9 protein-coding genes and 1 pseudogene are annotated in these 14,056 nt (G+C 74.2%); 3 read left to right on the top strand and 7 right to left on the bottom strand.

From position 1 onward, the window contains the following. Positions 1–4: 4 nt before the first annotated feature. A complete protein-coding gene (locus ACIRPK_RS29905) occupies positions 5–1,204 on the bottom strand; it encodes an MFS transporter (protein ID WP_403044079.1) in 1,200 nt (399 codons plus the stop codon). Between the two features lie 68 nt (positions 1,205–1,272). Continuing rightward, a complete protein-coding gene (locus ACIRPK_RS29900; protein ID WP_403044077.1) occupies positions 1,273–3,162 on the bottom strand; it encodes an FUSC family protein in 1,890 nt (629 codons plus the stop codon). Positions 3,163–3,390: 228 nt separating this feature from the next. Between ACIRPK_RS29900 and ACIRPK_RS29895 the strand changes: the two genes are divergently transcribed. The 3 genes and pseudogenes from ACIRPK_RS29895 to ACIRPK_RS29885 all read left to right on the top strand — a co-directional run. After that, positions 3,391–4,329 carry an ROK family protein gene (locus tag ACIRPK_RS29895; protein WP_403044074.1) on the top strand — a complete coding sequence of 313 codons (939 nt, stop codon included), beginning with the start codon at positions 3,391–3,393 and terminating at the stop codon, positions 4,327–4,329. A gap of 233 nt (positions 4,330–4,562) precedes the next feature. Further along, on the top strand, positions 4,563–7,643 hold the full coding sequence (locus ACIRPK_RS29890; RefSeq protein ID WP_403044071.1) for a SpoIIE family protein phosphatase: 3,081 nt from the start codon (positions 4,563–4,565) through the stop codon (positions 7,641–7,643). Between the two features lie 82 nt (positions 7,644–7,725). Then, a pseudogene (locus ACIRPK_RS29885) lies at positions 7,726–8,229 on the top strand (MMPL family transporter); the annotation flags it as partial. On the opposite strand, the gene ACIRPK_RS29880 reads toward ACIRPK_RS29885, so the two are convergent. From ACIRPK_RS29880 to ACIRPK_RS29860, 5 genes are read right to left on the bottom strand one after another with little or no spacing between them, the layout of a single operon-like run. Further along, a complete protein-coding gene (locus ACIRPK_RS29880; protein WP_403044068.1) occupies positions 8,216–8,983 on the bottom strand; it encodes a 3-oxoacyl-ACP reductase in 768 nt (255 codons plus the stop codon). The pseudogene ACIRPK_RS29885 and the gene ACIRPK_RS29880 overlap by 14 nt on opposite strands. 2 nt (positions 8,984–8,985) lie before the next feature. Then, a complete protein-coding gene (locus ACIRPK_RS29875) occupies positions 8,986–10,359 on the bottom strand; it encodes an aldehyde dehydrogenase family protein (RefSeq protein WP_403044065.1) in 1,374 nt (457 codons plus the stop codon). Beyond that, positions 10,356–11,048: a gamma-glutamyl-gamma-aminobutyrate hydrolase family protein gene (locus ACIRPK_RS29870; protein ID WP_403044063.1), complete on the bottom strand. Its 693-nt coding sequence runs from the start codon at positions 11,046–11,048 to the stop codon at positions 10,356–10,358. Before ACIRPK_RS29870 ends, ACIRPK_RS29875 begins: the two co-directional genes overlap by 4 nt. Next, a complete protein-coding gene (locus ACIRPK_RS29865; RefSeq protein ID WP_403044060.1) occupies positions 11,045–12,403 on the bottom strand; it encodes a glutamine synthetase family protein in 1,359 nt (452 codons plus the stop codon). The genes ACIRPK_RS29870 and ACIRPK_RS29865 overlap by 4 nt, the downstream gene beginning before the upstream one ends. Next, positions 12,400–13,920 (bottom strand): amino acid permease, encoded by a 1,521-nt coding sequence (locus tag ACIRPK_RS29860; protein WP_403044058.1) that lies wholly within the window; start codon positions 13,918–13,920, stop codon positions 12,400–12,402. The genes ACIRPK_RS29865 and ACIRPK_RS29860 overlap by 4 nt, the downstream gene beginning before the upstream one ends. Between the last annotated feature and the right edge of the window lie 136 nt (positions 13,921–14,056).

Below are 14,056 nucleotides of genomic sequence, written 5' to 3'. Positions count from 1 at the left end.
CCGGTCAGGCGACGGGCTGGGGCACCGCCCCGGCGCTCGCCTCGGCCGGGGCGGCCTGCGCGCCGGGCCGGTCCAGGGCCCAGGAGACGGCGGCGATCAGGAAGCCGATCGCCGCCAGTACCGCCCCGACCAGGGCCGGTGAGACCCAGCCGAGCCCGGCGCTGAGCGCGAGACCGCCGAAGAACGCCCCCTGGGCGTTGGCCAGGTTGAACGCGCCCTGGACGGTGGCCGAGGCCAGCGTCGGGGCGCGTCGGGCCTTCTGCAGCACCAGGGTCTGCACGGTCGGCACCGTCGCGAAGCCGAACAGCCCGATCAGCACCACGGTGATCGCCGCCGACCACTCGGTCCGGGCGGTGACCGAGAACGCCGCCAGCGCCAGTGCCATCAGCAGGAAGGCCGCGCAGATGGCGGGCCGCAGCGCGCGGTCGGCGGCGTACCCGCCGATCACGTTGCCGAGCGTCATGCCGACACCGAACAGCGCGAGCACCACGGTGACCGAGCCCTCCGAGAAGCCGGCCACCTCGGTCAGGATCGGGGTGATGTAGCTGTAGCAGGCGAACAGCCCGGCGCAGCCGAACACCACCGTGCCGAGGGCGAGCCAGAGTTGGCCGCTGCGGAAGGTGGAGAGCTCGCGGCGCAGCCCGGCGCCGGGATGGCTCGGCAGGGTGGGCACCAGCCGGGCGATGGCGAAGGTGCCGAGCCCGCCGATGCCGACCACCACCAGCATCGCGGCCCGCCAGCCGAGCTGCTGGCCGAGCAGGGTGGCCACCGGCACCCCGACGATGTTGGCCACCGTCAGACCGGAGAACATCACCGAGACCGCGCGGGCCCGCAGGTGCGGGGCGACCAGTTCGGCGGCGGCCACCGCGCCGGCGCCGAAGAACGCGCCGTGCGGCAGCCCGGCCACCAGCCGGGCGGCGGCGAGCAGCGCGAAGTTCGGCGCCACCGCGCAGAGCAGGTTGCCGACGGTGAACAGCGCGGCCAGCCCGATCAGTACGCCCTTGCGGGGCAGCCGGGCACAGGCTCCGGTGAGCAGCGGGGCGCCGATCACCACCCCGATCGCGTACGTCGAGATCAGCCAGCCGGCCTGCGGGATGGACACCTCCAGGTCACCGGCGATCTGCGGCAGCAGGCCCATCGCGGCGAACTCGGTGGTGCCGATCGCGAAGGCGGTGACGGCGAGGGCGACGAGCGCCAGCGGCATGAGGGTTCAACTCCAGGACAGGGGTGGGGGCGGTCGCCGCTGACCGCCGTACGAGGGATCGAGGCAGTCTAACGAGCACCGGTGAGCGCCCGGATCCGGTGCAGTTCGTCCACGATGTCGCTCAGCGTGCGGCAGTCCGCCGGGGCGGTGGCCGGGGTGCGGGTGGCCGGGGTCAGGCCGTCGAGGGTGTCGGCCAGGGCGGTCAGTTCGGTGCTGATCAAGGCGGCGGTCGGGACGGTCGGGACCGGGCGGCCGTGGTCGAGGCGGACGGCGCAGGCGGTGGTGGCGTCGACGATCCGTTCGGCCCCGGTGGTGACGGGCAGCCAGTTCCGGTCGGCGTGCAGTTCGGCGGCGCCGGTCTCGGCGGCGGCCCTGGCCTCGGCCAGCGCCCGGTAGGCGGCGCGGCGCAGGGCGGCCCGTTCGGGCCCCTCGGGGGCGCCGGACAGCACGTGGTCCAGGTAGTGCCGGGCGTGCCGCAGGGCGACCGCGAACCGGTGGCCGACGCTGGTACGGGTCGAGGCCAGCCGGGGCAGGTGGCCGATCACCAGGACGATCGCGCAGGCCAGCGCGGTGTCGGCGAGCCTGGTGCCGGCCGCCCTGGTGTCCCCGCCGAGCGAGACGAAGGACAGCGCGGTGACGGTGATCACCGCCGTCTGGGCGGCGAAGTGCCGGGCCGCCAGCGGGATCAGCGCCCCGGCCACCGTGACGGCGACCGGCTCCGCCCCGGCGGTCGGCAGCGTGGCGAACAGCAGCACCCCGAGCGCGGTGCCGGCGAACCGGTTGACCACCCGGGAGAACAGCGGCCCGATGTCGGGCTTGACCAGGAACGCCGCGGTGACCGGCAGCCAGTACCAGTAGTCGGCGCTCAGCAGCAGCGCGGCGGCGGTGCTGGCGCCGACGCAGACCGCGACCCGCAGCCCGTTCTCCCGTCCGGCGGGTCCGAGCGGCCGGGCGCCCGGGCGGCTGCGCGGCGGTACGGCGGCCGGGCCGCCCGGGTCGGCGAACGCGAGGGTGGCGTCCAGGACGGCGCGGTCGAAGGCGCTCCGGGCGGCGGTGTCCGGGACCGGCGCGGCCAGCGCGCCCGGCGCCGTGCCCGCCCGGACGGCGGCGGCCAGCCGACGCGGGCCCTCGGCCACCCGGGGCGACAGCGGGGCGCCCTCCCACAGCAGGGCGACGCTCGCCTCGCAGAGCGCGGCGGCCGCGGCGAACCGTCCGAGCAACCGCCGGTGCTCGGCCTCCCGCCCGGCCGGCACCGCCCACCCCCGCGGCGTGGCGGCCGCCGCCGCAACCTCCCGGAGCCGCCGACCGCCGGGCCCCCATCGCCGCAGCGCCTCGTCGGCCTGGTCGAGCACCCGGGTCAGCCTGCGCCGGGCGGCCTCGGCGCCCGGGGTGCCCACCGCGTCCAGCGCGTCGGCCAGGGCGTCGAAGACGGCGGCCACCGCGTGCCGCTCGCCGTCCCCGCCGACGCCGTCGGACGGGCTGACGGTCAGTCGGAGCAGCAGCGGCCAGAGCGCCCCGGCCAGGAAGCACAGCGCGGTGACCCACGGCGGCGCCGCGAGCGGCATGCCCGCGCCGACCGCCGTCAGCACCAGCAGCTGGACGGCGGCGGCCGCGCAGACCGGTCCCGCCACGCTGACCGCGCCCGAGACCAGCCCGACCAGGGTGAGCAGCGGCAGCGCCCACCAGCCGGGCAGCAGGCCGCCGAAGAAGCCGGCCGCCCCGGCCAGGGCCGGAACGGCGATCCGGACCGTGGCCACCCGGCGGGTGCCAGGGCGGTCGTTGAGGGTGGCGAACATCGCGCCCAGCCCCGCCGCGACCGCCGCCGAGCGGTGCCCGGTGGCCAGGCCGACGGCCAGCGCCGGGCCCATCCCGAGCCCGCCCCGGAGCAGCGCGGGCCAGGGGACGGGGCCCCGCTGCCAGCGGAACGGGTGGGCGAGCCAGGCCGGCGGCTGGGGCACGGTCCTCCTCCTCGTAGGGGGGTCCGACCTGCGCGGCGGACCGGTGAGTGCCGGGCCGGCCGGAACGGTCGGACCGGCCCCGGGTCGATGCCGGCAGCCTACGAGCGCCAGTTGTCGGTCCCGCTGCGTCGCCGTTACGGGAACGTGACCGTTCGCCCGCGCCGGGCCGGGTGCCAGAATGGCCAACCGGCGCGCCGTACCCGATCGCGTGCCGGGAGGAGAACCACCGTGTCGGACGCCCTGCTCGCCGCCCTGGACATCGGCGGGACCAAGATCGCGGCAGCGCTGGTCTCCCCCGACGGCTCGGTGCTGGCCAGGACCCGGCGGCCCACCCCGGCGGACCGGGACGCCGAGGCGGTGCTCGCGGCGGCCGCCGAGGCGCTGGCCGAGCTCGCCGAGTCGGTGCACTGGCCGCAGGTGGCCGCGCTGGGCATCGGCAGCGCGGGCCCGGTGGACATCGCCCGGGGCACCGTCAGCCCGGTCAACATCCCCGGCTGGCGCGGGTTCCCGATCGTCGAACGGGTCGCCGAGCTCCCCGCCGTCAAGGGTCTGCCGGTGACGCTCGCCGGTGACGGCATCGCGATCGCGGCGGCCGAGCACCGCTACGGCGCGGCGCAGCCGTACCGGAACGCGCTCTGCCTGGTGGTCTCCACCGGTGTCGGCGGCGGGCTGGTGCTGAACAACGAGCTGCACACCGGCACCACCGGCAACGCCGGGCACATCGGCCACATCTCGGTGGCCTTCGACGGCGAGTCCTGCCCCTGCGGCGGCCGGGGCTGCCTGGAGCGCTACGCCAGCGGCACCGCGATCGCCCGCCGCGCGCTGGCCACCGGCTGGCGCCCGCCCGCCGACGACGCGTCGGCGGTGGCGGTCGCCGAATCGGCCCGGGCCGGCGACCCGGTCGCGCTGGCCGCCTTCGACCGGGCCGCCCGCGCCCTGGCCGCCGGTATCGCCGCCACCGCCACCCTGGTGGAGCTGGACGCCGTGGTGGTCGGCGGCGGCGTCGCGGAGACCGGCGACCTGCTGTTCGCCCCGCTCCGCACCCACCTCACCACCTACGCCGCCCTCCCGTTCGCCGCCTCCGTCCGGCTCCACCGGGCCCGGCTCGGCACCGACGCCGGCCTGGTCGGCGCGGCGGCGGTGGCTGCGGCGGCACTGACGCGCTGACCGCCCTCCCTGTGATCGACTACGCCTGGCACGGCCCAGCGGGAAGACCGGTGCCAAGCGGGTCAACCGGCTGCGCGGCGCCGAGGTCGACGCCCGCTTCCCCAGCCCGCTGGCCCTGGTGCTGCGCCCTGAGCCCCCCGCCCGACCAGGCCGCCCGCACTCCCCGGCGGGCCCCCGGACCGCGTGGGACGATGGCAGGACCGTAGTCCGACCTCCGGGCGGTGGTGCGATCCATGCGAACCGACGAGCCGGGCCCCGATCCCCTCCCGTCCGACCTCACGGACGGTGAGCCGGACCAGGGCGGCCTGCTGATGGTCCCGATCGCCACGGCGCTGATCGCGGCCGACGGCTGCATCCTGCACTGGAGCGCGGACGCCCAGAGCCTGCTCGGCTACTCGCCGGACGAAGCGGTCGGCGCCAAGGCCGCCCAGCTGCTGGTCACCGAGGCGCAGCGCCCCGAGGTGCAGGCGCTGTTCCGGGGCATCCTGGAGGGCCGGGCCTGGTCCGGCATCTTCCCGGTGCTGCACCGCAACGGCCACCACGTGAACCTGGAGTTCCGCACCCACCCCGTGCTCGGCCCGGAGGGCCGCCCGCTGGTGCTCGCGGTCGCCTCGGACGTGACGGCGGTGCACCGGCTGCGGGCCGACCTGGCGGTTCTGGACGGCTTCTTCACCCAGTCCCCGGTCGGCATGGCGGTGTACGACCCCGAGCTGCGCTTCGTCCGGCTGAACGAGGCGCTGGCCCGCACCAACGGTCTGCCGGTCGACGCCCAGCTTGGCCGCCGGGTCACCGAGGTGCTGCCGGGCATCAACGGCACCGAGATCGAGGCGGTGATGCGGCGGGTGCTGGAGACCGGCGAGGCGGTGATCGACGCCCGCTCGCACGGCCGCACGCCCGGCGACCCGGGCCAGGACCGCGCCTGGTCCGCCTCCTACTTCCGGCTGGAACGTCCCGGCGGCGGGGTGCTCGGGGTGAGCTCCACCATCGTGGACGTCACCGCGCGCTACCGGGCCGAGTCCGAGGCGGCCCGGTACCAGCAGCGGCTGGCGCTGCTCAACGAGGCCAGCACCCGGATCGGCACCACCCTCGACCTGGCCCGCACCGCGCAGGAGTTGGCCGAGGTGGCGGCCCCCGGCCTGGCCGACACGGTGGTGGTGGAGGTGCTGGATTCGCTGGCCCGCGGCGAGTCGGCCGCGCCGCCCAGCCCGGCGGACCGCTCGGCGGTGCTGCGCCGGATGGCCTTCCACACCGTGCCGGGCTCGGCGATGACCCCGCTCGCCGCCGTCGACAGCGTGCACCGCTACCCGCCGTCGGCGCCGTACGCCTGGGCGCTGGCGCACCGGCGCCCGGTGCTGCTGCCGGCCGTCGAGGGTTCGGCGATGCACTGGTTCAGCGACACCCCGCAGCTGACCGAGCGGATGCGCGCCGAGGGAGTCCGCTCCCTGATGGTGGTGCCGCTGATCGCGCGCGGGGCCGCCGTCGGGGTGGCCGCTTTCTACCGGAACCTGACGGAGCGTCGTTACGACGCGGAGGACCTCGCGCTGGCCGGCGAGCTGGCCGCCCGGGCCGCGGTCGCGGTCGACAACGCGCTGCTCTACACCCGCGAGCGGGACGCGGCCCGGCAGCGGCAGCAGGCACTGGAGGAGGCGCACGCCGCCCAGCAGCGGCTGCTGTTGCTGAACGAGGCCAGCACCCGGATCGGCACCACCCTCGATCTGCACCGCACCGCCCGGGAGTTGGTGGAGGTGGTGCTCCCCCGGTTCGCCGACTTCGTCACCGTCGACCTGCTGGAGTCGGTGCTGGAGGGTGAGGAGCCGGCCCCGCCGCCGGACGACGGGCCCGCGATGCTGCGCGCGGTCGCGGTGGGCGAGGTGCAGGGGTCGGTGGTGATGGCCGGGGCGGCCGACCCGGTCGGCGAGGCGAGCAAGTCCGCGCAGCTGTACGCGGAGAGCCTGCGCACCCGGCGCTCGATCCTGGTGACCCAGGTGGACGAGGCCGCGCTGCACCGGATCGTCGCCGCGCCCGACCGGGTCGCCCCGAGCCTGGCGGCCGGCGTGCACTCGTACCTGATGGTGCCGCTGCTGGCCCGCGGGGTGGTGCTGGGCGGTGCGGAGTTCATCCGGACCGGCACCACCCCGGAGCCGTTCACCGAGGACGACGTGGCGCTGGCCGAGGAGTTGGCGGCCCGGGCGGCGGTCTGCATGGACAACGCCCGGCTGTACCGGCGCGAGCGGGAGACCGCGCTCACCCTGCAGCGCAGCCTGCTGCCGCAGGAGGTGCACCGCACGCTCGGGCTCGAACTGGCCCACCGCTACCTGCCGAGCAGCGCGATCAGCGAGGTCGGCGGCGACTGGTTCGACGTGGTGCCGCTCTCCGGCGGCCGGGTCGCCCTGATCGTCGGCGACGTGATGGGCCACGGCATCCGGGCGGCCGCCACGATGGGCCAACTCCGCACCGTGGCACGGACCCTGGCCACCCTGGAGCTGGAGCCCTCCCGGGTGCTGCGGCGCCTGGACGAGGCCGCCGCGGCCCTCGGCGAGGGCCAGTTCGCCACCTGCGTCTGTGTCCTCTACGACCCGCTGGACCGCTCCTGCAGCGCCGCGTCGGCCGGCCACCTGCCACCGGTGATCGCCACCCCGGACGGCACGGCCGAACTCCTCGAACTCCCCTCCGGCGCACCGCTGGGCGTCGGCGGCGTGCCGTTCGAGAGCCGGTCCTTCACGCTCCCCGAGGACGGCATCCTGGTGCTCTACACCGACGGCCTGGTGGAGCGGCGCGGACGCGACCTGGACGCCGGCCTGGACCTGCTGCGGCGGACGGTGGCCGACCGGCGGCCCACCCTGGAGGAGACCTGCGACGCCGTGCTGACCGCACTGGACGCCCCCGCCGGACAGGACGACGTGGCCGTGCTGATGGCCCAGGTCCGCCCGCTCGGCGCGGACCGGTTCGCCGTGCTGCCGCTGGCCGAGGACCACGCGATGGTCGGCCACGCCCGCCGGTTCGTCCGCCGCACCCTCACCGACTGGGGCCTGCCCGCCCTGGTCGACCCGGCCGAACTGCTGACCAGCGAGCTGATCACCAACGCCCTGGTGCACGCCGGCTCACCGGTCGAGCTGCGCATCCTCCGCGACCACCTGCTCACCATCGAGGTGGCCGACGTGGACAGCCGCCCGCCCCGGCTCCGGCACGCCCGCGAGGCGGACGAGGGCGGCCGGGGCATGTACCTGGTCAACGAGCTGGCCCACCGCTGGGGCAGCCGGGCCACCGACGAAGGCAAGGTCGTCTGGTACGAGCTGGAGCCGCCACCCGGCTGACGACCCGTCCGATCCCGATCCGGAGGACCCCATGTCCATCCGCAGACTGACCGCCCTGCCGTGCGGACGGCGCGGCAAGTGGGTCGTGCTGGTGATCCTGGCCGGGCTGCTGCGGGCGGTGACCGCCCCGCTGGTGCTGATCGCCACCGTGGTGCTCAGCTACGCGGCGGCGCTCGGACTGAGCGCGCTGGCCTTCGAGCACCTCTTCCGCTTCGAGGGCTCGGACCAGTCGTTCCCACTGTTCGTCTTCGTCTTCCTGGTCGCGCTGGGCATCGACTACAACATCTTCCTGACGACCCGGGTCCGCGAGGAGGCCCTGCACCGGGGCAGCAAGGCGGGCGCGGCGGCCGGCCTGGCCGCGACCGGCGGGGTGATCACCTCCGCCGGCCTGATCCTGGCCGCCACCTTCGCCGTCCTCGGCACCCTCCCGGTCGTCGGGCCGGCGGAGATCGGCTTCGCGGTCGCCCTGGGCGTCCTGCTGGACGCCCAGGTGGTCCGCTCCGTCCTGGTCACGGCCCTGACCATGGACCTCCGCCACCGGATGTGGTGGCCGTCGAGACTGCCCGACCGACCTACTCCGGGGTGACGTACGCCCCCGAGATGCCGCCGTCCACCAGGAAGGTGTTCGCCGTCATGAACGACGAGTCGTCACTGGCCAGGAAGGCGACCGCGGCGGCGATCTCGGACGGCTCCGCGAACCGCCCCAGCGGGATGTGCACCAGCCGGCGGGCCGCCCGCTCCGGGTCCTTGGCGAACAGCTCCTGGAGCAGCGGCGTGTTCACCGGCCCCGGGCAGAGCGCGTTGATCCGGATGCCCTCCCGGGCGAACTGCACGCCCAGCTCGCGGGACATCGCCAGCACCCCGCCCTTGGAGGCGGAGTAGGAGATCTGCGAGGTGGCCGCACCCATCACCGCGACGAACGAGGCGGTGTTGATGATCGAGCCCTTGCCCTGCCGCTGCATGTGCGGGATGGCGTACTTGCAGCACAGGTACACGCTGGTCAGGTTGACCTCCTGGACCCGCTTCCAGGCGTCCAGACCGGTGGTCAGGATCGAGTCGTCCTCCGGCGGCGAGATGCCCGCGTTGTTGAAGGCGATGTCCAGGCTGCCGTAGCGGTCCACGGCCTGCTGGTACATCGCGATCACCGCCGCCTCGTCGGTCACGTCGGCCTGGACGAACAGGCCGCCGACCTCGTTGGCGGCCTTCTCGCCGCTCTCCGGGTCGAGGTCGACGCAGACCACCTTCGCCCCCTCGGCGGCGAACCGCTTCGCGGTGGCCAGGCCGATCCCGCTGCCTGCTCCGGTGATAACGGCCACCCGGCCGTCCAGACGCTTGGTCATGGCTACAGCTCCTCCGTTGCGATGAAGACGTTCTTGGTCTCGGTGAAGGCGTTGAGGGCGTCGGGGCCCAGCTCCCGGCCGAGGCCGGACTGCTTGAAGCCGCCGAACGGGGTCGAATAGCGCACCGAGGAGTGCGAGTTGACCGAGAGGTTGCCCGCCTCGACGCCGCGCGCGACCCGCAGCGCGCGGCCGATGTCCCTGGTCCAGATCGATCCTGACAGGCCGTACTCGGTGGCGTTGGCGATCCGCAGCGCGTCCGCCTCGTCCCGGAACGGGACCACGCTGACCACCGGGCCGAAGATCTCCTCGGTGAACGCCCGGTCGTCCGTCCGACCCGGCGTCAGCACGGTCGGCGGGAACCAGAAGCCCGGCCCGTCCGGGCAACTGCCGGTGAACGCGGGCTCGTTGACGTACGAGGCGACCCGGGCCCGGTGGGCGGCCGAGATCAGCGGGCCCATCTCGGTCTTCTCGTCCGTCGGGTCACCGACCCGGACCGCCCGGACGGCGGTCTCGAAGGCGGCCAGGAACTCGTCCAGCACGCTCGCCTGGACCAGGATCCGGGAGCGGGCGCAGCAGTCCTGCCCGGCGTTGTCGAAGACCGCACCCGGGGCGGAGGCCGCCGCCTTGGCCAGGTCCGCGTCGGCGAACACGATGTTGGCGCTCTTGCCGCCGAGTTCGAGGGTGACCTGCTTGACCTGGTCGGCGCAGCCGGCCGCCACCGCCTTGCCGACGGCGGTGGAGCCGGTGAAGACCACCTTGCGGACGGCCGGGTGGGTGACGAACCGCAGCCCCACCACCGGTCCGCGCCCGGGCAGCACCTGGAACACGTCCTCCGGGATGCCCGCCCGCCGGGCGAGTTCGGCCAGCCGCAGGGCGGTCAGCGGGGTGAGCTCGGCGGGCTTGAGCACCACCGTGTTCCCGGCCGCCAGCGCGGGGGCGAAGCCCCAGGCGGCGATCGGCATCGGGAAGTTCCACGGCACGATGATGCCGACCACGCCGAGCGGCTCCTGGAAGGTCAGGTCCACGCCGCCGGCCACCGGGATCTGCCGGCCGAACAGCCGCTCGGGGGCGGCGGCGTAGTACTCGATCACGTCCCGGGCGTTGCCCGCCTCCCAGCGGGCGTTGCCCACGGTGTGGCCCGCGTTGGCGATCTCGAGCTGTGCCAGGTGCTCGCGGTCGGCGTCCACGGCGGCGGCGAAGGCCCGCAGCAGCCGGGCCCGGTCGGCCGGGGCGACCCGGCGCCAGCCCTCGAACGCGGCCGCGGCCCGGGCGATGGCGGCGTCGGTCTCGGCGAGCGAGGTCATCGGGACGGTGGCGATCACCTCCTCGGTGGCCGGGTTGACCACCTCGAAGACGTCGGGCTCGGCACTGCTCACTGGGTGCTCTCCTTGATCAGGGCCTGGAACAGGCGCGGGTCGGAAGGGTCGGTCTCGGGATGCCACTGGACGCCCAGCACGAAGCGCTCACCGGGCAGTTCGACCGCCTCGACCGTGTCGTCGGCGGCCCGGCCGGTGACCACCAGGCCCTCGCCCGGGCGGCCGACGGCCTGGTGGTGGTAGCAGCGCACCTTGGCCTGGCCGCCCAGGATCGCGGCCAGCCGGCTGCCGGGGGCGGTCCGCACCTCCTGCCAGCGGAAGGTGGCCGGGGCGACCTGGTGGTCCGGCGGGTCGAGGTGCTGGACCAGATCGCCGCCGAGCGCCACGTTCAGCAGCTGCATGCCCCGGCACACGCCGAGCAGCGGCAGCCCGCTGTCCAGCGCGGCCCTCGCCAGCGCGAACTCCCAGCCGTCCCGCGCGGGTTGCGGCTCGCCGGTCCGCGGGTGCGGCGCGGCGCCGTACGAGGCCGGGTCGAGGTCGGGGCCGCCGGCCAGCACCAGCCCGTCCAGCCGGGCCAGCACCCGGGCGGCGCCCGCCGGGTCCTGCGGCGGCAGCAGGACGGGCAGGCCGCCGGCCCGTTCGACGGCCTCGACGTAGCTCTGCGGGATCAGCGCGGCGGGCTGCCGCCAGACCCCCCAGGCGGCCTCGTCCCGGTAGCTGCTGACGCCGATCAGCGGACGCCCCGTCACAGCCGCTCGAATCCGCGGCGCCGCTCCCAGTCGGTCACCGCCGCGTCGTAGGCGGCGAGTTCGACCCGGCCGGCGTGTGCGTAGTGCCGGACCACGTCCTTGCCGAAGGCCAGCCCGGCGGCCTCACTGGCCTCGAAGGCGGCCACCGCGTCGCGCAGCGTGCTGGGCACCCGGGGCGCGTCCGAGGCGTACGCGTTGCCGGTGAACTCGGGCTCCAGGGCGAGCTGGTGCTCGACCCCGTGCAGCCCGGCGGCGATCAGCGCGGCCAGCGCCAGGTACGGGTTGACGTCCCCGCCGGGCACCCGGTTCTCGAACCGCAGCGAGGCGCCGTGGCCGACCACCCGCAGCGCACAGGTCCGGTTGTCCCGGCCCCAGGCGATCGCGGTGGGCGCGAAACTGCCCGGCACGTACCGCTTGTAGGAGTTCACGGTCGGCGCCAGCAGCAGCGCGAACTCGGCCAGACAGGCCAGCTGCCCGGCCAGGAAGTGCTCCATGGTGCGGGAGAAGCCGCCAGGACCGTCAGCGGCGAACACCGCCCGGCCCTGCTCGTCGCGCAGGCTCAGGTGGACGTGGCAGGAGTTGCCCTCGCGCTCGTTGTACTTCGCCATGAAGGTCAGGCTGCAGCCCTCCTGGTCGGCGATCTCCTTGGCGCCGGTCTTGTAGACCGCGTGGTCGTCGCAGGTGGCCAGCGCGGGGCCGTACTTGAAGGCGATCTCGTGCTGCCCGAGGTTGCACTCGCCCTTCGCGGACTCGACGGTCAGCCCGGCGCCGGTCATCTCGTTGCGCAGCCGGCGCAGCAGCGGTTCGATCCTCGAAGTGCCCAGGATCGAGTAGTCCACGTTGTACTGGTTGACCGGGGTGAGGCCGAAGTAGTCCTTCTGCCAAGCCTGTTCGTAGCTGTCCTTGAAGACGATGAACTCCAGCTCGGTGCCCGCGTACGCCTGCCAGCCGTGCCCGGCCAGCCGCTCCAGCTGACGCCGCAGCACCTGCCGGGGCGAGACCGCGACCGGGGTGCCGTCGTGCTGGAGCACGTCGCACTGGACCATCGCGGTGGCCGGGTGCCAGGGCACCATCCGCAGCGTGTCGAAGTCGGGCTTCAGCACGAAGTCGCCGTAGCCGGTCTCCCAGGAGGAGACCTCGTAGCCGTCCACGGTGTTCATGTCGATGTCCACGGCCAGCAGGTAACCGCAGCCCTCGGCGGCGTTCTCCACCACCTCGTCCAGGAAGTGCCCGGCCGCGATCCGCTTGCCCTGGAGCCGGCCCTGCATGTCGGTGAGGGCGAGCACCACGGTGTCCACGGCGCCGGTGCCGATCAGCTCGCGCAACCGGTCGAGGGTGAGGCGGGGGCTGCTCATCGCTTCTCCAATACGGTGATCGGCTCGTCCTCGGCGGTGACCTTCGGCCCGGTGAACCAGTGCCGGGCGGACGCCAGCCACCAGACTCCGGCGAAGCCGAGCACGGCCGCCACCGCGACGGGGGTGTAGTTGAAGCTGACGGCGGTCACCGGACTGACCGTGGGCAGCATGAACAGCACCGTGATCAGCGCCGTCCAGCCGACCGCCACGCTACCGACCAGCTTGCTCCAACGGCCCAGATGCCACGGGCCGCGCTCGAAGGCGTCACCCTGACGGAGTCTCAGGTACACCGGGACGACGTACGCGATGTACAGCCCGATCACCGAGACCGAGGTGACGGCGGCGTACGCGGTGGCGTTCCACAGGTACTGCGCGCCGAGCAGGAACGCCCCGCCGGTGGCCAGCCAGACGGCGGCGGTCGGGGTCTGGGTGCGCGGGTTGATCCGGTGCCAGATCCGCGAGCCCGGCAGTGCGCCGTCCCGCGAGAAGGCGTAGATCATCCGGGAGTTGGCGGTGACCGAGGCCATCCCGCAGAAGAACTGGGCGCCGATCACGATCAGCAGCAGCAGCTTGGCGCCGCCCACCCCGATCGCGTCGATGAAGATCTGCGCGGGCGGCACGCCGGTCGAACTGCCGAGCGCCCCGTCGTAGTCGGTGATCGCGAAGGTCAGCCCGAGCAGCAGCACCCAGCCGGCCACCAGCGAGACCAGCACCGAGTTGACGATGCCCTTCGGCCCGGAGCGGGCCGCGTCCCTGGTCTCCTCGGTCATGTGTGCCGAGGCGTCGTAACCGGTCAGCGTGTACTGGGCGAGCAGCAGGCCGAGCATGGCGACGTAGAAGCTGCTGTGGAAGCCGGTGTTGTTCACGAACTTCGTGAACACGAAGGAGGCGGAGGCGTGTTCGGCGGGCAGCAGGACCAGCGCGCCGACGATCACCGCGACCCCGATCAGGTGCCACCAGACGCTGACCGTGTTGAACAGCGCGACCAGCCGGACGCCCCGGGTGTTCAGCAGCCCGTGCAGCGCCAGGATCACCGCGAAGAGCAGCACGGTGTGCGCGGGGGTGGCGGTGTAGCCCCACTGGAGTTCCAGGAAGGCGTTGGTGAAGAAGGCGGCGCCGAAGTCGACGCCGGCGGTGACCGCGACCTGGCCCATGAAGTTGAAGTACCCGGTGAACCAGCTGACCGCCGGACCGTTGCGTCGGGCCAGCTTGGCGGCCCAGTAGTAGAGCCCGCCGGCGGTCGGGTAGCTGGAACAGATCTCGGCCATCGCGAGGGCGACGCACAGGGTCATCAGGCCGACCAGTGGCCAGCCCCAGGTGATCATGGCCGGGCCGCCGGTGTTCAGGCCGAAGCCGTAGAGGGTGAGGCAGCCGGAGAGGATGGAGACGATCGAGAACGAGACCGCGAAGTTGGCGAAGCCCGACATCGAACGGGCGAGCTCCTGGGTGTAGCCGAGTTCGCGGAGCCGGTGTTCGTCGTCACCGACGGTGTCGCTGAGAGTGTGCTCGGAAGGCATGCGCACCCCTTGGGGGTTCGGTGGGGGAGGTCCGAAACGTGCGCCCACGGCGTTGTGGAGATCAATGGACTGGAACCAGACCATTGATGTGGTGAGCATGTTTCACCCGACCACGCCGCGCCGTCAAGGGGCCCGG

It is taken from the genome of Kitasatospora sp. NPDC101801 (assembly GCF_044766665.1).
Classification (GTDB): Bacteria; Actinomycetota; Actinomycetes; order Streptomycetales; family Streptomycetaceae; genus Kitasatospora.
Note: the sequence above shows the minus strand (reverse complement) of the source record. Positions and strands in the feature narration are given on the sequence as shown.